The 24948-nt window shown below is 29.8% G+C and carries 18 protein-coding genes and 1 tRNA gene; 13 read left to right on the top strand and 6 right to left on the bottom strand.

Annotated elements, in window-relative coordinates:
- Positions 1-162: 162 nt before the first annotated feature.
- The gene (nusA, locus tag ABY298_RS01725; RefSeq protein WP_372744261.1) at positions 163-1422 is read right to left on the bottom strand and encodes a transcription termination factor NusA; all 1260 of its coding nucleotides are present in this window, start codon (positions 1420-1422) and stop codon (positions 163-165) included.
- Between the two features lie 12 nt (positions 1423-1434).
- On the bottom strand, positions 1435-1899 hold the full coding sequence (gene rimP / locus ABY298_RS01720) for a ribosome assembly cofactor RimP (protein ID WP_372744260.1): 465 nt from the start codon (positions 1897-1899) through the stop codon (positions 1435-1437).
- A 161-nt stretch (positions 1900-2060) separates the two neighbouring features.
- Between rimP and ABY298_RS01715 the strand changes: the two genes are divergently transcribed.
- Positions 2061-2891 carry a universal stress protein gene (locus ABY298_RS01715; RefSeq protein ID WP_372744259.1) on the top strand — a complete coding sequence of 277 codons (831 nt, stop codon included), beginning with the start codon at positions 2061-2063 and terminating at the stop codon, positions 2889-2891.
- An 83-nt stretch (positions 2892-2974) separates the two neighbouring features.
- On the opposite strand, the gene ABY298_RS01710 is transcribed toward ABY298_RS01715, so the two are convergent.
- Positions 2975-3045 (bottom strand) — tRNA-Gln (locus tag ABY298_RS01710).
- Positions 3046-3218: 173 nt separating this feature from the next.
- Here ABY298_RS01710 and ABY298_RS01705 point away from each other — a divergent pair.
- Both ABY298_RS01705 and ABY298_RS01700 read left to right on the top strand, forming a co-directional pair.
- A complete protein-coding gene (locus tag ABY298_RS01705; protein ID WP_372744258.1) occupies positions 3219-6305 on the top strand; it encodes a DUF2723 domain-containing protein in 3087 nt (1028 codons plus the stop codon).
- Entirely contained in the window at positions 6305-6934 is a 630-nt protein-coding gene (locus ABY298_RS01700) for a polysaccharide deacetylase family protein (RefSeq protein WP_372744257.1), read from the top strand. Before ABY298_RS01705 ends, ABY298_RS01700 begins: the two co-directional genes overlap by 1 nt.
- A 4-nt stretch (positions 6935-6938) precedes the next feature.
- Here the strand turns inward: ABY298_RS01700 and ABY298_RS01695 are convergent, their stop codons facing one another.
- From ABY298_RS01695 to ABY298_RS01685, 3 genes are all read right to left on the bottom strand, one after another.
- Positions 6939-7238, bottom strand: coding sequence for a thioredoxin family protein (locus ABY298_RS01695; RefSeq protein ID WP_372744256.1), 300 nt, complete (start codon positions 7236-7238; stop codon positions 6939-6941).
- Positions 7239-7798: 560 nt separating this feature from the next.
- Entirely contained in the window at positions 7799-8833 is a 1035-nt protein-coding gene (locus ABY298_RS01690) for a hypothetical protein (RefSeq protein ID WP_372744255.1), read from the bottom strand.
- A gap of 28 nt (positions 8834-8861) precedes the next feature.
- A complete protein-coding gene (locus ABY298_RS01685) occupies positions 8862-10829 on the bottom strand; it encodes a T9SS type A sorting domain-containing protein (protein WP_372744254.1) in 1968 nt (655 codons plus the stop codon).
- 132 nt (positions 10830-10961) lie between these two features.
- Between ABY298_RS01685 and polA the strand changes: the two genes are divergently transcribed.
- The 10 genes from polA to asnS all read left to right on the top strand — a co-directional run bounded on the left by polA (position 10962) and on the right by asnS (position 24881).
- A complete protein-coding gene (polA, locus tag ABY298_RS01680) occupies positions 10962-13790 on the top strand; it encodes a DNA polymerase I (protein ID WP_372744253.1) in 2829 nt (942 codons plus the stop codon).
- 320 nt (positions 13791-14110) lie between these two features.
- Positions 14111-14566, top strand: coding sequence for a 50S ribosomal protein L13 (gene rplM / locus ABY298_RS01675; protein ID WP_372744252.1), 456 nt, complete (start codon positions 14111-14113; stop codon positions 14564-14566).
- The gene (gene rpsI / locus ABY298_RS01670) at positions 14566-14952 is read left to right on the top strand and encodes a 30S ribosomal protein S9 (RefSeq protein WP_372744251.1); all 387 of its coding nucleotides are present in this window, start codon (positions 14566-14568) and stop codon (positions 14950-14952) included. The genes rplM and rpsI overlap by 1 nt, the downstream gene beginning before the upstream one ends.
- 175 nt (positions 14953-15127) lie before the next feature.
- Positions 15128-15859, top strand: a complete 732-nt coding sequence (gene rpsB, locus ABY298_RS01665; RefSeq protein ID WP_372744250.1) for a 30S ribosomal protein S2 — start codon at positions 15128-15130, stop codon at positions 15857-15859.
- A 41-nt stretch (positions 15860-15900) separates the two neighbouring features.
- Entirely contained in the window at positions 15901-16869 is a 969-nt protein-coding gene (gene tsf / locus ABY298_RS01660; protein WP_372744249.1) for a translation elongation factor Ts, read from the top strand.
- 148 nt (positions 16870-17017) lie between these two features.
- On the top strand, positions 17018-17725 hold the full coding sequence (pyrH, locus tag ABY298_RS01655) for a UMP kinase (protein WP_372744248.1): 708 nt from the start codon (positions 17018-17020) through the stop codon (positions 17723-17725).
- 24 nt (positions 17726-17749) lie between these two features.
- On the top strand, positions 17750-18304 hold the full coding sequence (frr, locus tag ABY298_RS01650) for a ribosome recycling factor (RefSeq protein ID WP_372744247.1): 555 nt from the start codon (positions 17750-17752) through the stop codon (positions 18302-18304).
- Positions 18305-18400: 96 nt separating this feature from the next.
- Positions 18401-20911 carry a DUF5686 family protein gene (locus ABY298_RS01645; RefSeq protein ID WP_372744246.1) on the top strand — a complete coding sequence of 837 codons (2511 nt, stop codon included), beginning with the start codon at positions 18401-18403 and terminating at the stop codon, positions 20909-20911.
- A gap of 55 nt (positions 20912-20966) precedes the next feature.
- Positions 20967-23345, top strand: coding sequence for an RND family transporter (locus tag ABY298_RS01640; RefSeq protein ID WP_372744245.1), 2379 nt, complete (start codon positions 20967-20969; stop codon positions 23343-23345).
- A 102-nt stretch (positions 23346-23447) separates the two neighbouring features.
- Complete coding sequence (asnS, locus tag ABY298_RS01635) at positions 23448-24881, top strand: asparagine--tRNA ligase (RefSeq protein ID WP_372744244.1); 1434 nt, start codon at positions 23448-23450, stop codon at positions 24879-24881.
- Positions 24882-24948: the final 67 nt, after the last annotated feature.

Below are 24948 nucleotides of genomic sequence, written 5' to 3'. Positions count from 1 at the left end.
GTTGGTCTAGCTTCAATATCAAAGCCGTGACTTGTTAAATGCTCAACAGCCCTGTCTAATGAGATATTTAATTCTCGTAATACTTTGTTTAGTCTCAATGTTTTGTTGTCAGCCATATAGTTATTTTTTAGCCAATTATTTGTGAAGTGTTAAAAACTAAAATTAGTCTTCAAACTCTTCTCTTAATATTTTTTGAACCTCAATTATAGTTTCTTCCTCTAAATCAGTTCTACTTAAAAGTTCAGTTACATCTTTTTCAAGTACGCTACGCGCAGTATCTAAACCTATCTTTTTAAATTCTTGAATTACCCAAGCTTCAATTTCATCAGAGAATTCTGTTAATTCAACATCATCTTCTGCTTCAACGCCTTCTCTTTGAACGTCTAATTCGTATCCGGTTAATTGTGAAGCTAAACGAATATTAACTCCATTTTTACCAATTGCTTTTGAAACCTCTTCTGGTTGCAAAAATACATCAACTCTTCCTTTTTTACCATCTTCTCTTCCTTCTTCTTCGTGAATTTTCATAGAAGCAACTTTTGCTGGGCTTAAAGCACGAGCAATATAAAGTTGTGTGTTTTTTGTAAAGTTGATAACATCAATATTTTCGTTTCCTAATTCACGAACAATTCCGTGAATACGAGATCCTTTCATACCTACACAAGCTCCAACAGGATCAATTCTATCATCATAAGAATCTACTGCTACTTTTGCTTTTTCGCCTGGAATTCTAGCAACACCTTCAATAGTAATTAAACCATCAAATACTTCAGGAATTTCTTGTTCAAATAATTTTTCTAGAAATTGAGGTGATGTTCTTGAAAGAATTATTACTGGTTTGTTACCTCTTAATTCTACAGTTTTCACAATTCCTCTAACAGAATCTCCTTTTCTAAAATAATCTGAACGAATTTGTTCGCTTTTTGGCAAAACAATTTCATTTCCTTCATCATCTAACAAAATTACAGCATTGTGACGAATATGATGAACTTCTGCACTGTAAATATCACCTTCTAAATCTTTAAATTGTTTAAAAGTATTGGTGCTATCATGTTCGTGAATTTTTGAAATAAGGTTTTGACGCAATGCCAAAATTGCTCTTCTTCCTAAGTCAATTAATTTAACTTCTTCAGAAACATCTTCACCAATTTCAAAATCCGGCTCAATTTTTCTAGCTTCACTAAGTTCAATTTCTTCATTATCATCTTCGGACATTCCATCGGCAACAACAACTCTGTTTCGCCAAATTTCTAAATCTCCTTTATCTGGATTAATAATAATATCAAAGTTATCATCTGATCCAAATTTTCTTTTTAAAGCAGCTCTAAAAACCTCCTCTAAAATTGCCATTAAGGTAACTCTATCTATGTTTTTATCTCCTTTAAATTCTGAAAACGATTCAATTAATGCTAAATTTTCCATTCACTCGCTTTATTAAAATATTATTTTCACTTTTGCTTCTGCAATATCTTCAAATGATACTGTTGTTGTTTTTACTACTGTAATTTTACCTTTACCCACTGGTTTTGGTTCTCTCGTTTTCCATTCAAGTTCAATACTATTAGAATTTACTTTTTTAAGTATTCCTTCTAGTTTTGTGTCATTTTTTAACCTAATTGCTAATGTTCTATCTATATTTTTTATAAATTGTCTATTAACTTTTATTGGCTGAGCCACGTCTGGTGTTGTTACTTCTAAAGAGAAATCTTCTTCTTCTCTATCCAAATTACTTTCAATACCTCTGCTTACTCTTATACATTCATTTAAAGAGACTCCACTATCACCATCTATTTCAACATAAATTTTATTTTCTGGTAAAAATTGAAGGTCAATTAAAAAGAGTTCGCTATTTTCTTGAATAGCTAAATCAACTAAATTTCTTATTTTTTCTTTATCCATTTTTATAAAAAGAGGGGACTTTACGTCCCCTCCTAGCTCTCTAAATCTTAATAATTCTGTGCAAATATAGTAAGATTTTTTGAAATGATAAAAATTCGACCTTATTATTAATATAAAATTCTTAACTTTACATTTAGAAGGAATATAACCAAACCAAATTTATGAAGAGTATTTTAGTCCCTGTAGATTTTTCGAAACAAGCGGAATACGCTGCCAAAGCTGCTTCAATAATAGCAAAACAAACCAATGCAAAAATATATTTATTGCATATGCTAGAGCTTCCAACAGGCGTTATTGATCCAACAAGTTTCAGTTCACCAAACAATTCTCCCACTTCGTTTTTATACTTAAAAAGAGCTTATGAAAAATTTGAGGAATTTAAAAAATTACCTTTTTTTGATGGAATTGAAATGAATGATTCTGTGTTATTTCATAAGGCTTTTGAAGGAATTATTGATGAAAGCGTTAATCAGAATTGCGATTTAATTGTTATGGGTTCTAAAGGAACTTCTGGTCTTGAAGAAATGCTTGTAGGTTCCAACACAGAAAAAGTTGTTAGAAATTCTGAAATTCCAGTTTTGGTAATAAAAGAAGATTCTGAAAATTTTAAAATTGAAAACATAGTTTTTGCTTCAAATTTTAAATACGAAAACAGATCAGCCTTTCAAAGAATTCTTAATTTCACTAAGCTTTTTAACGCAAAACTGCATTTATTAAAAATAAATACTATTCATAATTTTGAAACCACTAAAGATTCTAGTGATGCCATTAGAAATTTTATTAATGAATTTGATTTAGGAGATTTTTCGTTAAATATTTACAACGATACATCTGTAGAGTTAGGAATTTTAAATTTTTCTAAAGTTATTGATGCCGATATTATTTTATTAAACACACAAGGCAGAAGAGGTTTAGCCCATTTATTTAATGGAAGTATTAGTGAAGATTTAACAAACCACGCTAAATTACCTGTACTTACTTTTAAACTTTAAAATAATATGTATGCTAAACATAGTACGCTGTTTAGCTAATTTATAAAACAAAAAAAGCTTCAATATATATTGAAGCTTTTTTGTTGATCCACAAGGACTCGAACCTTGACTGACGATACCAAAAACCGGAGTGCTACCATTACACCATGGATCATTTTGCGGGTGCAAATTTAGAGGAAAGTTTTAAATCAACAAATATTTTTCGCTTTTTTTTTAAAATTATTTCAAATTATTAAACCTTTAATACTTTATTAACTGTTCTTCCAAAACTTACATTCAATATTTAATTTTAATTTTGTTAATTTCGCCCAGAATAAATTTTAATATATGAAGTCCTTCAATTTTTCCAAATGGAATACTATTATAGGTTGGTTAACATTTTCAATTGCACTGCTAACATATACTTTAACTCTTGAGCCTACAGTTAGTTATTGGGATTGTGGAGAATATATATCAACCGCTGTAAAGTTAGAAGTTGGTCATCCTCCAGGAGCTCCTTTATTTCAAATGCTAGGTGCCTTTTTTGCAATGTTTAGCTCAGATGTTACTGAAATTGCCAAAATGGTAAATTTCATGTCGGCATTAGCAAGTGCTTTTACCATTTTATTTATGTTTTGGACTATTACAGGTTTAGCTAAAAAAATGGTAAAAAATGCTTCAGAATTAAGCCAATCAACAGCAATTGCAGTTTTAGGAAGCGGAATGGTTGGTGCTTTAACCTATACTTTTTCCGATAGTTTCTGGTTTAGCGCTGTAGAAGGTGAAGTTTATGCTATGTCATCATTTTTAATGGCTTTGTTGTTTTGGCTGGGCTTACGATGGGAATCTGAACTTGATAAACCTCAAGGAAATAAATGGTTACTATTAATAAGTTTTGTTGTTGGACTATCGTTTGGTGTGCATATCTTATCACTATTAGTTATTCCATCAATTGTATTTTTATACATATTTAAAAAATATGAAATAATAAATTTTAAACAGTTTATTATTGCAAACGTTGTTTCTATATTAGTTTTATTCTTCGTTTTTAAATTATTATTCCCTTACACTTTAAAATATTTTAGCGCTTTAGAATTGTTTTTTGTTAATTCTATTGGATTACCATTTAATTCAGGAAGCATAATAGCAAGTATTATTGTTGTTGTTTTATTTTATTTTGGAATAAATTACACACATAAAAAACAATTAGTTGGAGCAAATACATTAATTCTATCTGTATTATTTATTATGATTGGGTTTTCATCTTGGATGATGTTACCAATTAGAGCAAATGCAAACACAACTATAAACGAAAATAATCCATCAAGTGCCAGAGAGCTTTTAGCCTATTATGATAGAGAGCAATATGGTGATGCCAATGTTTTTTACGATACTTATTATTCTCTTATTTACGACAGAGAAGCCGATGCCGATAATCCAACCAGAGATGATAAGCCAAAGTATGAGAAGGATGAAAAACTTAACAAATATGTTATTGTAAATAACTACAAAGATGCTTTGCCAAACTGGAGTAGTAAACACAAAGGTTTTATGCCTAGAATGGTAAATACCGATGGCTCTGTTATAAAAAATTACAAAGCTATTGCAGGCATTCCAGCAAATAGTAAAAGAAGACCAACTTTTATTGAAAACATTAAGTTTATGGTCGATTTTCAATTTGGCTATATGTACGGGCGTTATTTTATGTGGAACTTTGTTGGAAGGCAAAATGACGAACAAGGTCAATTAGATTTACAAAATGGAAACTGGCTAAGCGGAATTAAATTTATTGATGAATATAGATTAGGACCTCAAACAAATTTACCATCCGAAGTAAGAGATAATAAAGGAAGAAATACTTATTATTTTTTACCATTAATTTTAGGAATTATTGGGTTGTTTTTTCAACTAAAAAAAGACAAAAACAATTTTTATACATTACTCCTATTTTTTGCTTTTACAGGTTTAGCAATTATATTTTACACAAACCCAAAACCATTTGAACCTCGTGAACGTGATTATGCCGTTGTAGGCTCCTTCTACATTTTTGCTATTTGGGTTGGCTTTGGAGTATTAGCATTGTATGAGTATTTAAAAAAATACGCTAATAAAAACACTATAGCTATTGCTGTTTCAGTACTATCATTAGTAGCAGTACCAACATTAATGGCTTCAGAAAACTGGGATGATCACGATAGATCAAACAGATATACGTCTCATTTAAACGCAAAAGCATATTTAGACTCTTGTGATGAAAATGCCATATTATTTACCATTGGTGATAATGATACTTTCCCATTATGGTACTTACAAGAAGTAGAAAACTATAGAACTGATATGAAATTAATAAACACAAGTTTATTTCAAACAGATTGGTATATAGATCAAATGAAACGAAAAACATATAAAGCAGATCCAATTCCGTCGCAATTAACACACGATAAATACAAATGGGGAACTTTAGATGTTGCTTATTATTTTGAAGAAATTTTTCCACAACTAAAAGATTCTACTGTTACTATTGATTATTTTATGAAATGGATAGAAAGTGATCAAAAAATAACAGAATACGACCTTGATGATGATGGAATACCTGAAAAAGTACTACCAACAAACAAAATTAGAATTCCTGTTGATAAAGCAAAGGTTCTTAAAAACGGACTTGTGGAGCCAGAAGACGCCCACTTAATTGTTCCTTATATAGATATTCAATTTACAGGACAATTATCAAAAAATAGAATTTTAATGTTAGATATATTAGCTAATAACAATTGGGATAAACCAATTTATTTTACTGGAGGTGCGCAAGCCGATGAAGAATATATTTGGTTAAAAAACTATTTACAGCTAGATGGTATGACCTATAAATTAGTACCTATTTTAACACCAGACAAAGGTAATTTCTTTGAAATGGGAAGAATTAACACTAATAAAATGTACGAAAACGTTAAAAAATGGGATTGGAGAAATATTACTGATGATAATATTTATTTAGACCCAGAAACACGTAAAAATTCTGTTACATATAGAAATAACATGGAACGTTTGGCAAATGCTTTAATAAAAGAAGGAAAACTAAAAAAAGCTGAAGAAATTACCGACTTATCTTTAGAAAAAATGCCAGTTCATAAGTTTGGACATTACAGCATGTTAATTTCTTATTTAGACATTTATTATAATTTAAACAAAAAAGAAAAAGCCAGAAAATTAGCATCAGAATTAAAAACTGTTTTACAAGAAAACCTTACCTATTATAGTCAATTTGACCAAAGCAATATTGAAAGTGTATTTAGTGAAATTGAAAGAAGTTTGTTAATGTATGACCAAATTGTTAAAACTGCCATTCAATTTGATGATGAAAATTATGCAAACGCTTTAAAAGACGAATACGTTGGCTATTTAAAATTGTTCAATTTTTTAATTGACGATGAATAATGAAAAAATATTTTGTAAAAACTCCATACCTCCTTAAACTAATTTTTAATAATTGGGTATGGAGTTTTTCCAAAAAAGAAAAAGTAATTTATTTAACTTTTGATGATGGTCCAACACCTGAAATTACAGAATGGACACTTAACGAATTACAAAAATACAATGCAAAAGCAACGTTCTTTTGCATAGGTAAAAACGCAGCCTTACACCCAACTATTTACACTAAAATTATTAATAATGGTCACACCATTGGAAACCATACTAATAATCATTTAAACGGAAGAAAAACAAGCTCTAGCTTATACATTGATAACGTTTTAAGTGCAGAAAAAAAGTTACAAGTACAAACCAAATTCTTTAGACCTCCATACGGACAACTAACGTTAAAACAAAGTTTAAAACTACGCCAATTAGGCTATAAAATTATAATGTGGGATGTTTTAAGTGCCGATTTTGACACTACAATTTCTGCAAAAAAATGTTTGAAAAATGTTATTAAAAACACAAAAAATGGAAGTATAATAGTTTTTCACGATAGCCAAAAAGCAAATGAAAGATTAAAATATGTATTACCTATAATATTAGATATTTACAGCAAAAAAAATTATAGGTTTGAAAAAATCACAGCTTAATTTTTTAAACATATTGTTGTACCAATCCTATTAAAGTATTAGCATCTTGCACTCCAGACTGACGCCATTTCATTTCGCCATCTTTATAAATAATAAACGTAGGATTTCCTTTTATTCTTAAAGCATTTGCTAAAGTTTCGTTTTTATCGATATCAATTTTAATAACTTTTGCACTATCACCCAAGGCAGCAGCTACATCTCGCAAAACATTGTGCAAATCTTCAGAATTTTCTTCCTCCCATTCTGCATAAAAATCGATTAAAACAGGAATATCTGAGCTAATTAATTCTCCAAATTTCGCCATAATTTAACTATTTCTTTAATAAAACTATTCAATAACATTTTTGACTTAATACAAATGTAGCATTTTAATTTAAATTATCACTATTTAGTTCCTTTTCAAAGTAATAACAGTAATTTATGGCCAAATACCTACTCTTACAGATAAAGCCCAAACTAATAATTACACTTAAAGATTTTTCTCTTCAGCATAAATTTCATTCCAATGTTTATAAATATTTGGTACCGAACTCCATTAAAAATCAGATATTCATTTCAAAATTACATACCGTGTATGTGCCCGCGTAAAGTAAGTTGATAATTGTTTTGTTGATCACAACTCCATTCCAAGTTGACGAATTGTGCTTAATACTATTTTAAAATCGCCCACTTTTTTAAAACGAACGTATTTACCATAATTATTTTCTAAAACTGAAAATTTATTGCAACTATCTATTGATTTTTACACTTTAAAAAGCATAAAAATCAATATAAAAAAAATATTGCCATAAAAACAAAACTAACTGTATTTTACAATTCAAATTAAGTTAACAACAACTATTAAACTCTTTTAAACTTATTAAATTACCATTTGGTATATTCTTCATTACTACCATCACTATCTACTTCATAATGAAAATCAATTTCAATTAACCCAGCCTGTTTATCATTAAAAGTATCGTTACTATGTGAACTATGTCTAAAAATTCTGCATATTAACATACTAGATAACGTACGCCCAGTACCATCTATTTCAGGAAACTGAGAAATAGAATGTCTCCTTAATCCTGGAGCACCAACAGTAGCATTAGTATAAATAATATTTGTTGTAGATGGAAATATGTCACCAACGTTTGCCCAAACATATTGCAAACCCCATTCCACATTTTTTCCAGTGGCATCATCTTTTGTTGTCCAATGCACATGTGGCTCTATATTAGAACCTTCTTTCCAACCATGTGGCATTTGCGCTGTAAAAAAAAGTTCTTCTTCTTTATTAATAGATCCATCTTCATCATCAAACCAATGTAAATAAACACCTGGACCATCTGTGTCATCAATAAAAACATCCCAGGTTGGCATATCTACACTATTTTCTTTTAGTGATGTTGTAGGAATTCTTAAATCTTCCCATCTTGTAGCAGAGCCAACGTAACTTAAAGATCCATCTGTACCTATTTTGGTTACATTACCACCTGAGATATCTCCAATTTCAGTTGTTCCTGTATTATTAACAGTTACCCTTTCCACACCTGCAGTTTTAAATCTAATTATATCCTCATCAGTATTTTTTTCAACCTGAATTTTAGTATCAGCATCAGCATCTGAAATTTCGTTTCCTCCTCCTGAACCGCTTGCTAATTCAACCCAAATACTATTAAAATACCAAAAACTTTTGGTTGTTGAATCAAAAACTAAAAGACCTTCAACACCAGTTATAAAATTTCTTTGAGTTGTTGTCATTCTAGGAATTAACACACCTTTTGATGTTGATTGAATATCAAGCATTGAAGAATCATCAGGTGACGTAGTTCCAATTCCAACCTGTGCAAAAACTGCTATGTTTAACACTAAACAAATTAGCAGCAATAACCAATTTCTTTTAATTCCAGTTTTCATAATAATAATTTTTAGTATTTGATAAATTTTAATTTGTTATAATTTTAAAGTTTTGAATCCCATTTTCTGATTTAACTTTTACAAAATAAACTCCTGCTTCATGGTGAAACGGAATGGAGATTTCTTGCTCACCAAAAGGTAAATTTGTTAACTCTAAAACCTGCTGACCTAATACATTAAAAACATATAAATTGTTTACAGTAATATCCATATCCTTTTTAATAATTATTGACTTGTTTTTATTGTAATAAACATTCAAATTTGATTGATAAACTTCTTGAGTTGCTAATGTTGTAGCAGATTTAAAAACTATTGAAAATTTATCTAAATAATTTCCCGGAGTTAGATTTGGATTAAAAGAACTTTCACTTAAATTATAGGTTATATTTGATGCATTGTCTTTTAAATACACTGTATTAGAAAAGTTTTCAACGCCTTTTAATGAAATTGTATGCGTACCATCTTCTGCAATAATTAATCCTAAAGGAAATTCATAACTTTCATCAAAAGCACCAACTCCCTGAATTACATATTTTTTTGATAAATCATTCTCAATAATAAAAAAAAGTTCATCTTCTCTTTCACCGCTCATTAAACCATCATAACCAGTATTAAAGTTTAAATCTGCTGTAGTTTCTGGTAAAAAGCCAAGAGCTAATTCTCTTACAAATCCTTCAGGATCTTGATATGATATTCTTACAATACTATCATCTGAAGTAGATTTTGAATTTACTTTAGAACTTTTATAATGAACCGATTCTAAAGATGATTCTGTTTTAAAAACTCTTTGCGAATTATTAAAAACAATATTTCCAGATGCATTGGTATCTATAAAAAAGCCTTGTCCAACAGCCATATAACGTTTTGGAGCCAACAAATTAGCATCCCCAACTCCTGAGGCTGTTGGGTTTATAGATGCTGAAACACCTGTTGTTAAGTTTCTTGTTGCATATCCACCTAAATAATCTGACAAATTATGTGTTGGCGAATTACCTTCTACCCAAAAATATAAAGTTCCATCAAAAACTGACAAATTATCCATAATAAACATATTTGAATCTAAAGCACTTGGGTACGGATTTCCAAATAAATTAGATTCATCGGGTCCAACTGCAAAACTATAAGTACCATCATTTGGCAATCCTTTAAAAACATAATTTTGCTCACTTAAGGTGGTATTGGTTCCTTTCATTATAAAACCTTCTCCAGGCGTTAAAGAGCTATTTTTATCAAGTTTTATCCAACTAACATAAGAACCTGTAGCGCCTCTAGAGAATTTATATAGCCATCTTTCATTTATTGTTAATGGCGTGGTAACATTTCCATCTCCATCTAATACAGATGGCAAACCATTGTATGGATATCCTGAATTAAATAATACTTGTTGTGAATCAAATGGATTTAAACTAGCATCTGTACCATCAAACAAACCTCCGTTTAACTGAAACACTCCAGCCGTAACAACAGGAGAAGACCATAAATTATATCCGTAAGCAGACTTATAACCTTGCTGATCTTTATGCAATTTTCCATTTAACGATGAATTTGCAGAGGCACCAGAATGTGTTTGAACTAACTGAGAATCACCAACCAATCTTAAATCACCATTTTCTAAATAAACACTATTGGTTACAAATAATCCAAAATTATCACTAACAGAAACTCCATTTTTAACTGCATTGCTTAAATTAATTTCTAAATTATAAAAATTAATATTTTTAGTGGCTCCAGAAATTGATTGATTAGTATTAGTAGCGCTTGAGAAAAAAGTTGTGCCAGAATTTGAAGAAGTAGCACCATCATTAATAAAGTTACTATTTAAATACAAATTACCATTGTTAATATGGGAAGCTGTACTTTTGTTTGTATATTCATCCCCAAAATACACAATTGTTGAAGAATTAATTTGAAGAATTCCATTATTAGAAATCTGTGAAATAAGGACAGTATTAAATAAAATGCAACAACACCATAAAAAAGCATATTTTTGTTTCATAACTTTGGATTTTTAAGTTATTACAATACAAATATAAAACAAATGGTTCGTTTTTTACTATAAATGGTATTATTATTTTAATAAAAACCGTTTGTTACTATTTTGAACCTTTTAAAAACATAAATAATTACAATGTCACAAAAAAGACTTTTTCTATTAGATGCATACGCTTTAATTTTTAGAGGCTATTATGCCCTTATTAAAAACCCAAGAATAAACTCAAAAGGTATGGATACTTCCGCTATTTTAGGGTTTACAAATTCTTTATTAGACGTTATTAATAGAGAAAAACCAGATCATTTGGCAGTTGCTTTTGACAAAGGTGGTTCGCATATAAGAAATGAAGCTTTTCCCGAATATAAATCGAATCGACAAGAAACACCCGAAGCCATAAAAATTGCAGTTCCTTATATTCATAAAATATTAGAAGCTATGCACATTCCAATTATAGAAATGGAAGGTTTTGAAGCTGACGATTTAATTGGAACACTTGCAAAACAAGCTGAAAAAGTAGGTTACCAAACCTTTATGGTAACACCAGATAAAGATTTTGCACAATTAGTTTCTGAAAATATTTTTATGTACAAACCGTCTCGAATGGGAAATGGCATTGAAATATGGGGAATTCCAGAAGTACAAGCTAAATTTGAAGTTGAAAGACCTGAGCAGGTTATTGACTTATTAGGAATGATGGGAGACGCAGTAGATAATATTCCCGGTTTCCCTGGTGTTGGTGAAAAAACAGCTAAAAAATTTATTAAAGAGTATGGAAGCATAGAAAACCTTTTAGCCAATACACACCAGCTAAAAGGCAAAATGAAAGAGAAAGTTGAGGACAATAAAGAATTGGGATTACTATCTAAAAAACTAGCAACTATTTTATTAGATTGCCCAGTTGAGTTTCACGAAGTAGATTTTGAATTAAATCATCCAGATTTTGAAAAAGTTAGTGAAATTTTTCAAGAGTTGGAATTTAGAAGAATTGCAGATAATTTTAATAAAATTTTTGGCAACTTAAACCCTTCAACACAAGAAACTAAAAAAGAAGAAACTACAATACAAGCTCCGCAACCTATAGTTTCAGAATCACATCAATTCGATTTATTTTCTTTACCTCCTGAACATTCAAAAGAATCAGTTTCGTCCACTGGTTTTGATTCTAATGAGAGTACCAACCATATTTATCAATATGTAAATTCACCACTTTCAAGAAAATTATTACTTACCAATTTACAAAAACAAACATCCGTAAGTTATCATTTAGAAACTACAAGTAGTAACTGTTTTGAAGCAGATTTAATTGGAATTTCATTTTCTTATGAAAAAGGAAAAGGTTATTACATAGACCTAAACAGTGAAAATAACACCGAAATACTAGCTCAATTTCAACCATTTTTTGAAAATGAAACTATTGAAAAAATTGGACAAGACATTAAATATGACATTAAAATTTTAAGCAAACACAATATTTCAATAAAAGGAAAACTATTTGATATTATGTTGGCGCATTATTTAATTAATCCTGATATGCGTCATGATATGGATGTTTTAACAGAAACCTATTTAAATTACAAGCCAAAAAGCTTAGAGTCTGTAATTGGCAAAAAAGGAAAAGACCAAACTACAATGCAAGAAGTTGCTATTGAAAAACGAACCGAATATATTACTGAGTTTGCCGATTTAACCTTTCAATTAAAACAAATTTTTGAACAAGATTTAGAGAAATTTCAACTATCAAAATTATACAATGAAATTGAAATTCCATTACTAAAAGTACTTGCTCAAATGGAATTAGAAGGTATTAAATTAGATACTTCCTTTTTAGCATCGCTTTCAGAAAATTTAAATGCTGATATATTAAAATTAGAAAAAACAATTTATGCAGAAGCTAACATTGAGTTTAATTTAGCTTCACCAAAACAATTGGGCGATGTTTTATTTGAACATTTAAAATTGGTTGCAAAACCAAAAAAAACAAAAACCGGACAATATGCAACCGGCGAAGAAATTTTATCGAAATTAGCTCCAGAACACAAAATTGTTGAAGAAATTTTAGAATGGCGAGGCTTGGTAAAATTAAAAAATACGTATGTAGATGCTTTACCAAATGAAGTAAATAAAGAAACAGGAAGAATTCACACCACATATAGTCAAGCTGTTGCCGCAACAGGCAGATTAAGTTCTAACAATCCAAACCTTCAAAACATTCCAATTAGAACCGAAAGAGGAAGACAAGTTAGAAAGGCTTTTGTTGCCAGAGATAAAAACTACACTTTAGTTGCTGCCGATTATTCTCAAATTGAATTACGTATTATTGCCGCTTTAAGTGGAGATGAAAGTATGATTGAATCTTTTAAAAAAGGCGAAGATATTCACGCTGCCACAGCTGCCAAAATTTTTGAAATACCTTTAGAAGAAGTTACTCGTACACAAAGAGCCGATGCAAAAGCAGTAAACTTTGGAATTATTTACGGACAAGGTGCATTTACTTTAGCACAACAATTAAACAAATCTCGTGCCGAAGCCAAAGAATTAATAGACAACTACTACAAAACATTTCCTAAATTAAATCAATTTATAGCAAATCAAATAGAATTTGCAAGAGAAAATGGCTACGTAGAAACTATTTTAAACCGAAGACGTTATTTAAAAAATATCAACTCGCAAAATGCCATTGTAAGATCTTCTGATGAAAGAAATGCAGTAAACGCACCAATTCAAGGAAGTGCTGCTGATATTATAAAAATAGCTATGATTAACATTTATAAATTACTATCCGAAGGAAATTACAAAAGCAAAATGTTATTACAAGTGCATGATGAATTAGTTTTTGACATGTATAATTCAGAAATAGATACTCTTAAACCATTAATAATTAAAGAAATGGAAAGTGCTGTTCAATTATCTGTACCATTAACCGTAGAACTTGGAACAGGAAATAACTGGTTAGAGGCGCATTAAACTCAAATACATATTAATATTTAAAAATTAAACAATATTTTATTTCAAAATTTAAATGGTTTATATAAATAATTAGTTTTTTTTGATTCAGATTTATGTTTTAAAATAGATCTTTAACAACTGGTAACTAATATTTTATAATTCCAAACAACTTTTAACATAGAAATTAAGTCCATAAACAACTAACTTTTTCAATTATAAATATTTAAAGCATAAATTTTAAAGTTTTTACTGTTTGTTATATAAATAATAGTTTGTACATTTGCACTCCCTTTTTAGGGACAAAAAATAAATGTTTAATTATAACAAAGAATTTAATTGTGAATACATTAAGTTACAAAACAGTATCAGCTAACAAAGCAACCGCTACAAAAGAGTGGGTTTTAGTTGATGCAGACGGCCAAACGTTGGGTCGTCTAGCTTCTAAAATAGCAATGCTAGTTAGAGGTAAGTACAAAACTAACTACACTCCTCACGTAGATTGTGGAGACAATGTAGTAGTTATCAACGCGGACAAAATCAATTTAACTGGAAAAAAATGGTCTGACAAATCTTACATTCGTCACACAGGTTATCCAGGTGGTCAAAGATCATTAACTGCAACAGAAATGTTTCAAAAAGACCCAACACGTCTTGTTGAAAAAGCAGTAAAAGGAATGTTACCTAAAAACAAATTAGGTAGTGCTTTATTCAGAAACTTATATGTTTATGCTGGAGCAGAACATAACCAAACTGCACAAACTCCTAAAGTTATTAACCTTAACGACCTTAAATAATGGATACAATACACAAAATAGGTAGAAGAAAAACAGCTGTTGCCCGTATTTATCTTTCTGAAGGTAAAGGAAACATCACTGTAAACAAAAAAGATTATAAAGATTATTTTACTACTTCTCATTTACAATATAAAGTATTACAAGCTTTAAATTTAACAGACAACGCAACTGCATTTGATGTTAAAGTAAATGTATTTGGTGGTGGTATAACTGGACAAGCAGAAGCTATTCGTTTAGCAATCTCTAGAGCTTTAGTTGAACTAAATGCTGAAAACAGATTAATCTTAAAACCAGAAGGATTACTTACAAGAGACCCAAGAATGGTTGAACGTAAAAAATTCGGTCAAAAGAAAGCAAGAAAAAAATTCCAATTCTCAAAACGTTAATCGTTTTATTGAATTGTTTCACCAAATTACTTGGTGGTTCATTGAAATTAAAAATAAAAACAAAGTTGTCGTTGTTCAGTCAATGACTGATTATAAGTTTAGCATCCAAATAGGGAAGATCGTTTTACGCTACTTCCCTATTGCTAACTCTCAACGGAACGTAAACTAAATACAAATGGCAAATATAGAAGTTCAAGAATTATTAGATGCAGGTGTACACTTTGGTCACCTTACTAGAAAATGGGATCCAAACATGGCTCCTTATATATATGGAGAACGTAACGGCGTTCACATTATAGATTTATACAAAACTGCAGCAAAAATTGATGAAGCAGCAGATGCTTTAAAGAAAATTGCAGCATCAGGAAGAAAAATCCTTTTTGTAGCTACAAAAAAACAAGCAAAAGAAATTATTTCTGACAAATCAAAAAGCGTTAACATGCCTTACATTACTGAAAGATGGCCAGGTGGAATGTTAACAAACTTTGTAACTATTAGAAAAGCTGTTAAAAAAATGTCATCTATTGACAGAATGAAAACAGATGGTTCTTTTGATGCACTTTCTAAAAGAGAAAAATTACAAATTAACCGTCAACGTGAAAAATTAGAAAAAAACTTAGGTTCTATTTCTGATATGACTCGTTTACCTGGAGCAATTTTTATTGTTGATGTGAAAAAAGAACACATTGCAGTTGCTGAAGCTAAAAACTTAAACATTCCAATTTTTGCAATGGTTGATACAAATTCAGACCCAAGAGGTATTGATTATGTTGTACCTGCAAATGATGATGCTTCAAAATCTATTGATAAAGTTTTAGGTTATATTACAGATGCTATTGCTGAAGGTTTAGCTGATAGAAAAGTTAACAAAGACGCAAAAGACTCTGACGATAACGATAATAATTAATGTATAATAGTTGAAATTTATTCAACAAAAAATATAAAAAGATGGCAAAAATTACAGCCTCAGAAGTTAACAAATTAAGACAATCTACCGGAGCCGGTATGATGGATTGCAAAAATGCACTTGTTGAAGCCGATGGAGATTTTGACAAAGCAATTGATATTTTACGTAAAAAAGGTCAAAAAGTTGCTGCAAATAGAGCTGATAGAGATTCATCAGAAGGTGCAGTAATTGCTTTTGTAAATAGCGATAACACAAAAGGTGCAATTATTTCATTAAACTGTGAAACTGACTTTGTTGCTAAAAATGACGCTTTCGTTGCTTTAGCTACTGAATTTGCAGAAATTGCAGTAAACTACACTTCAAAAGAAGAATTTTTAAACGCTCCTTTTGGAACTATGACAGTTGCTGAAAAATTAATTGAGCAAACTGGTGTAATTGGTGAGAAATTAGAAATTGGTGCTTTCGAATGTATTTCTGGTGCTTTTGTTGGATCATACATCCACGCAGGAAATAAAATTGCTGCTGTAACTGCTTTATCTGCAAACGTAAAAGGTGCTGATGTAGTTGCTAAAGATGTTTCTATGCAAGCTGCCGCTATGGGTGCTTCAATTTTATCTTATAAAGATTTCGATCCTGCTTTTGTTGCTAACGAAACTGAAGCTAGAATTGCTGTAATTGAGAAAGAAAATGAAGAATTTAAAAGATTAGGAAAAACTCTTAAAAATATTCCAACTTTTATTTCTCGTTCTCAATTAACTCCAGAAATTTTAGCACAAGCTGAAGAGCAAGTGAAAGCTGAACTAAAAGCTGAAGGAAAACCAGAAGCTATTTGGGATAGAATTTTACCAGGTAAAGTAGAAAGATTTATTGCTGATAACACAACATTAGATCAAGAACAATGTTTATTAGATCAAAACTTTATTAAAGACGATAAAATTAATGTTGCACAATATGTTGCTACATTAGGTGACGTTAAAGTTACAGACTTTAAAAGAGTTTCGTTAGCTTAATAAAGAACACTTATACTTAAAAAAACTCACCTTATAGGTGAGTTTTTTTGTTATAATCAATTTAGCAGTAAAAAAATTAATAAATCAATAAAAACTTACCTCTTTTACTTTTAAAGTATTTCTTATATTTGCATAATTCAAAAAAATTATGGCCTACAAAAGAATTCTATTAAAATTAAGCGGAGAAGCGCTTATGGGAGATCGCCAATACGGCATAGACCCAATTAGATTAGCAGATTATGCTAAAGATATAAAAACAATTGTTGACAAAGGTATTGAAGTGGCCATTGTTATTGGTGGAGGTAACATTTTTAGAGGTGTTGCTGGCGCAAGTAATGGAATGGATCGCGTTCAAGGAGATTATATGGGAATGCTAGCAACTGTTATTAATGGTTTGGCATTACAAAGCGCCTTAGAAGACGAAGGTATTTTTACACGACTTTTAACCGCAATTAAAATGGAGCAAGTTGCTGAACCTTTTATAAAAAGAAGAGCTGTTCGCCATTTAGAAAAAGGAAGAGTTGTAATATTTGGTGGAGGTACCGGAAACCCTTACTTTACTACAGATACAGCTGCAGTTTTACGAGCAATTGAAATTGATGCTGACGTAATTTTAAAAGGAACAAGAGTTGATGGAATTTACAATTCCGATCCAGAAAAAAATAGCGATGCTATTAAATTTGATTCCATTACTTATAAAGATGTAATGAGCAAAGGATTAAAAGTTATGGACATGACAGCATTTGCATTAAGTCAAGAAAATAACTTACCTATGGTTGTATTTGATATGAATAAAAAAGGAAACTTAGAAAAAGTAGTTTCTGGAGAGAATATTGGAACACTAGTTGATAAATAATAGATTAATTAAAATTTTTCAATTATGAATGAAGAATTAGCTTTTATAATAGATAGCACACGTGAGTTAATGCAAAATTCTATAACTCACCTAGAAAAAGAATTTAGAAATATTAGAGCTGGAAAAGCTAGTCCAGCAATGTTAGGTAGCGTTACGGTAGAATATTACGGTTCTCAAACTCCGCTTACTCAAGTTGCCAATGTTAATACAATGGATGCACATACAATTACCGTGCAACCTTGGGAAAAAAAGATGTTACACGAAATTGAAAAAGCAATTATGATTGCTAATTTAGGTTTTAACCCAATGAATAATGGGGAAATTATCATTATTAATGTTCCTGTGCTAACCGAAGACAGACGTAGAGAATTATCTAAACAAGCAAAGGCCGAAGCTGAAAATGCTAAAGTTGGAATTAGAAACGACAGAAGAGAAGCAATGCAGGAGATAAAAAAAACAGAAGCGTCTGAAGATATGAAAGCAAATGCTGAAGTTGATGTTCAAAATTTAACAGATAAATTTATTTTACAGGTTGATGAGCTTTACAAAATAAAAGATTTAGAAATTATGAAAGTTTAATTTTTAAAAAGTTAAACTTATCAAAAAACTATAAAGCACTCTGTAGAGTGCTTTTTTATTAACCTATATTTGCTAATTATAGTACATTACAAGCGTATGAAAAAATGGCTTTTTTTAATTTTATTAATACCTATTATTGCTTTTTCGCAACATCAAATTCAAGGTTTAGTAATTGATAGCTCTACAAAAAAACCATTGCCATTTGCTTCCATAATTACCAATACCAACACTGGCACATTAACTGATGTTGATGGAAAATTTCAAATTCAAAGCAACACAGTTATCAACCAAATTAAAGTTTCGTACGTTGGGTATAAAAGCACTTCTTTCCCTATCGCTCAATCTGATAAATATATTAAAATTCAATTAGAACCTTCTACAGAAAGTTTAAATGAAATTTTAATTACTGCTACTGAAAATCCAGCATTACAAATTATAAGAAATACAATAAAAAATAAGGCTAAAAATAATATTGAAACCTCTTTAAACTCGTTTAAATTTGATGCTTACACAAAACTTTTAGTAACAGCACATCCTGATTCGATAAATGGGAAAATTGATACAGTATTTGTGCTAAAAAATGGGGAAAAAGAATTCTTAAAAATAGATTCTACCAATTATAAATTTAAAAAAGATATAGATAAACATCATTTGTATCTTTCAGAAAAAATTTCTCAATTCCAATTTCAAAAAGGTAAAAAAACAAAAGAGATTATCATGGCTTCTAGAATGGCCGGATTGCAACAACCTATATACGAATTACTGGCTATTACCTTTCAAGATTTTTCTTTTTATAATGAATTTTACACTATAGCAGGCACCAAGTATGTAAATCCAATAGCTAACAATGCTATAAAACATTATAATTATAAAATTTTAGACACCATTCAGCAAAATAACAAACAGTTTATTTTAATATACTATAAACCAAAAATTAAAAAGGATTTTACCGGTATTGAAGGTGTTTTATACATAGATTCAAAAAGTTATGCAATTACAAAAGGAATGGCCGAATTAAAGGCAATTGTAAATGTAAAAGCTACGCAAAACTATAGTTTTATTGAGGACTGTAATTGTTGGTTTCCTTCAGATATGAATATTATTATAAAAAAAGGTGATAACAATGAAAACGTAAATTTATTTGGAGGAATGGTAAAAGTATCCAATTCTGCTAAAAACGATTCCATTGTTAATTCTAGCAGAAATAATCCATCTGATGTTTCGTATTTTATTTCTAAAACTAAAAACAGTAATATTGAAATTAATCCGCAGTTAATTGTAAAAAATTCATCATCAACAATAAAATTTAACGATGATGCAGCAAAAAAATCGGAAGAATTTTGGAATTTATACCGAACCGATTCTTTATCGGAACGAGGAAAAGAAACCTATAAAAACCTCGACAGTATTGCAAAAAGTGAAAATATTGAAGGTAAAATTGCCCTTGGTCGTAATCTTTTAAAAGGCTACTTTCATACTAAGTACATTAATTTAAACCTTGGAAAAATTATAAACCTAAACAATTATGAAGGTTTACGTATTGGTTTTGGAGGTACTACAAATCAAAATTTCTCTAATAAAATTAGATTAGAATCATACGTCGCTTACGGAACAAAAGATAAAGATTATAAATTTAGCTTAGGCGCAGCTACTCGATTAAATAAGGAAAATAACACTTGGTTGGGAGTTAGTTTTACAAATGATTTAAAGGAAGCCGCATCATTAGATTTTATTGCTGAAAACACTTCGTTTTCACCCGTAAATCCGAGAAACTTAAATATTGATAAATTTTACAACTACAAAACATTAAGCACCTATTTTGAAACCGATATTCAACCAAACTTAGAAGCTAAATTCCAATTAAGTTCTGGTGATTATGCACCAACTTTTGACTATCAATTTATTAATACATCAAAAAATATTTCACGGTATATATTAACTACAGCATCTGTAAATCTGCAATACAGTCCAAAAAATGAATATATGAATTCACCAATTGGAAAACTAACAATTAAAAATGAATTCCCACATTTTACATTACAAGTAACCAAAAGTATTGAAGATTTATTTAGCAGCGATTTTGATTTTACTCAAATTAACCTGAGAATTTTACATAAAATTAAACCTCTAAGAAAAGGAATTACAAATATCTTAATTGAAGGAGGAATTGTTTTTGGCGATGCCCCAATTTCACATTTATACAATGCAACACCAAATTACACATTTAAAAATCCGTGGGTTAAACGTATAACTTTTGCAGGTAAAAACAGCTTTGAAACAATGGGTTATAACGAATTTGTTTCAGACAGATTTTTAGCCATACATTTAAAACAAAACTTTGAACCATTTAAACTTGGTAAAAAATTTAAACCCCAAATAAGCATTGCAACAAGAGCCGCCGTTGGAGCAATTGATAATCCAGATTACCATAATGGTTTAGTTTTTAAAAGTATGAATAAAGGATATTTAGAAAGCGGAATGGAAATTAATTCGCTTTTAAAAGGGTTTGGTTTTAGTGCTTTTTATAGATATGGTGCCTACAGAAATCCAATTTGGTCGGACAATTTAGCCGTAAAATTAACTTATAAATTAAGATTAGGATTTTAGCCCTTAACGTATTATAACCTAAACTAATTTCATACCTTTGCAAAAATTTTTTTTAATGGATTTTTGGACAAAAGTTTCTAGGCTTATTTTAAAAAGCAGATATATTATTTTAATTATAATTGCTGCATTTACTTATTTTTTATCAACCCAAATGCAGTATATGAGATTTTCATATACAGAAGCAAATCTATTGCCCGAAAATCATCAGGTAAATATAGATTACAATAAGTTTTTAAAAATATTTGGTGAAGAAGGGAATATCATAATTTTAGCTGTTGAAGACTCTACAATTTTTAATCCAGCTAAATTTAATGCTTGGAATAAATTATCGAAAAATTTAGACAGCTTAAAAGAAATTGATTTTACAGTTGCCGTTGGCGACATAAAAAAACTGGTAAAAGATACCGAACAAGAAAAATTTGTTACAGAACCTTTATACAACAAAGAACCTGAAACTGTTGAAGAAGTTTTAAAAATAAAACACGACCTTTTTGATAATCTTCCTTTTTTCGATAATTTTTTATACAACAAAAAAACTGGTGTAATACGTTCTGTTATTTATTTAGATAAAGAAATTGTAAATACGGCTGCGAGAAAAGATTTTATTTTTAATGTTTTAAACCCAACCATTGACAAGTTTGAAAAAGATTATAATATAGACGTTCGCGTATCTGGAATGCCATATATTAGAACTATGAACGCCCAAAACATTATAGATGAAATTGGGATGTTTGTAGGTTTAGCATTGGGAGTTACTGCCTTAATTTTCTTTTTCTTTTTCAGATCATTTAGAGCAACCTTAATTACACTTTTAGTAGTTAGTATTGGTGTTGTTTGGGCATTTGGCTTTATTGGTTTGTTTAGGTATGAAATTACTGTTTTAATGGCTTTAATTCCACCATTAATTATTGTAATTGGAGTTCCAAATGCTATATTTTTAATAAATAAATATCAGCAAGAAATAAAAAAACACGGAAATCAGGCAAAATCTTTACAACGTGTTATTACAAAAATTGGGAATGCAACGTTAATGACCAACGTTACTACAGCTTCTGGTTTTGCAACTTTTATATTTACAAAAAGTCAGTTACTAAGAGAGTTTGGTACCATTGCATCTATCAACATTTTAGCAATTTTTGTTTTGGCGTTAATGCTAATACCAATCATTTACAGTTTTTTACCATTACCAAAGGAAAAGCACTTAAAACATTTAGAGCGCCAATGGATTGATAAAATTGTTACTTGGATGGAATCTGTGGTAAGAAATAGCCGATTAGCTGTGTATTCAATTACGGTTATTTTAATTATTGTAAGTATGATAGGTATTTACAAAATTAAAGTTTCTGGTAGCTTAATTGAAGATATGCCAAAAGGCAAAGAATTTTTTAAAGATATAGAATTTTTTGAAGAAGAATTTGGAGGTATTATGCCATTGGAAATTGTAATTGATACAAAAAAAGAAAATGGTGTTATGAGCTTGTCTACGCTTAAACGTATGGAAAAGCTAGATGAAACCATTGAAGAAATTCCTCAATTATCTAAACCAATCTCCGTTTTAAATATTGTAAAATACTCTAAACAAGCTTTTTATAACGGACTTCCAAATTATTACGAATTACCTAATAGCCAAGAGAAGAACTGGATTTTAAAGTATTCTAAAAATTCATCAACCAATACAAATCTGCTAGATAACTTTGTTGATTCTACTGGAAGATATGCACGTATTACTACCTTTATGAAAGATATTGGTACAGATAAAATGATTGGCATTGAAGAACGCCTTCAACAAAAAATTGATAAAGAATTTCCAAAAGAAAAGTATGATGTTTCTATGACTGGTGGAGCGTTGGTATTTTTAAAAGGAACTAATTATTTAATAAATAATCTTGTAATTTCACTTTCTTTAGCTATACTTTTAATTGCTGTTTTTATGGCTTTTATGTTTAGATCGTTTAGAATGATTTTAATATCATTAATTCCAAATATATTTCCATTATTAATTACTGCCGGATTAATGGGATATTTAGGTGTTCCTATAAAACCATCAACCATATTAGTATTTAGTATTGCTTTTGGTATTTCTGTAGATGATACTATACATTTTTTAGCAAAATACAGGCAAGAATTAATAGCTAATAATTGGCGTATAAAACAATCAGTTTATGCAGCTTTAAGAGAAACAGGTGTAAGCATGTTTTATACTTCTATTGTACTCTTTTTCGGATTCTTGGTGTTTACAGTTTCAAGTTTTGGAGGAACAATTGCATTAGGTGGTTTAGTTTCAATAACCCTTTTATTTGCAATGGTATCAAACCTAATTCTATTACCTTCTCTACTACTTTCTTTAGAAAAGAAAATTGCAAGTAAAGAGATTTTAAAAGAACCGGTTCTTGATATTTTAGATCCAGATTCTGATGATGATATAAACAATTAATTTAAGCTCAGTAAATAGTTTATAATTATAAATTATTTTTAAACAATCAAAGTTTACTACTTTCATTAGTTCATGTATCTTTGTATTTCTAAAATTTAGAATATGAAACGAAGTACCGTTGCAGAACTTTTAAGTTCTAATAACTTTTTAAATGAAGTAACTATAAAAGGATGGGTAAGAACCTTTAGAGCAAACAGATTTATTGCCTTAAATGATGGTTCTACCTTAAACAATATACAATGTGTTGTTGATTTTGAAAACACCAGTGAAGCAACCTTAAAACGCATCACAACTGGTGCAGCAATTTCAATTAAAGGAACACTTATTGAAAGTCAAGGAAAAGGTCAGAATGTTGAAATTCAAGTAAACCAAATTGAAATATTAGGAGATTCTAATCCTGAAGAATATCCTATTCAACCTAAAAAACACAGTTTTGAATTTTTGCGAGAAAATGCGCATTTACGTATTAGAACAAATACTTTTAGCGCGGTAATGAGAGTGCGTTCTGCCTTGTCATTTGCAATTCATAAATACTTTGTTGAAAACGGATTTTACCATTTCCACGCACCAATTATTACAGGTACAGATGCAGAAGGAGCTGGTGAAATGTTTCAAGTTTCAACTTTAGACCCAGCAAAACTTCCTAAAACAGAATCTGGCGCTATAGATTATTCAAAAGATTTCTTTGGAAAACATACCAACTTAACTGTTTCCGGCCAATTAGAAGCAGAAACATATGCAATGGCTTTAGGAAAAGTTTACACATTTGGACCTACTTTTAGAGCTGAAAACTCAAACACAACACGTCATTTAGCAGAATTTTGGATGATAGAACCTGAAGTTGCGTTTAATAACTTAGATGATAATATGGATCTAGCTGAAGATTTTATCAAATCGGTTATTTCAGATATTCTTAAAAATTGTAAAGATGATTTAGAGTTTTTAAACGATAGATTATTACAAGAAGAAAAAGGGAAACCTCAAATTGAAAGAAGTGAATTATCGCTGTTAGAAAAACTAAATTTTGTAATTGAGAACAATTTTAAACGTGTTAGTTACACTGAAGCTATAGATATTTTAAGAAACTGCAAACCAAACAAAAATAAAAAATTCCAATATGTAATTAACGAATGGGGTGCAGATTTACAAAGCGAACACGAACGTTATTTAGTAGAAAAACACTTTAAATGTCCGGTAATTTTATTTGATTATCCAGCAAACATAAAAGCTTTTTACATGCGCTTAAATGAAGATGGAAAAACAGTAAGAGCAATGGACGTTTTATTTCCAGGAATTGGAGAAATTGTTGGAGGAAGCCAACGTGAAGAACGTTTAGAGGTTTTACAACAAAAAATGAAAGACCTTCATATTGACGAACAAGAATTATGGTGGTACTTAGATACTAGAAAATTTGGAACCGCAGTACATAGTGGTTTTGGTTTAGGTTTTGAGCGTTTAGTTCAATATACCACTGGCATGGGGAATATTAGAGATGTTATTCCATATCCAAGAACACCACAAAACGCAGAGTTTTAAATTAAACTTAAAAAAACATAGTAAACAACATACTATGTTTTTTTGTATTTTTATCAAAATGGAATTT

It is taken from the genome of Lutibacter sp., from assembly GCF_041596795.1.
Lineage (GTDB): Bacteria > Bacteroidota > Bacteroidia > Flavobacteriales > Flavobacteriaceae > Lutibacter.
This window is presented reverse-complemented; position numbering and strand designations above follow the sequence as displayed.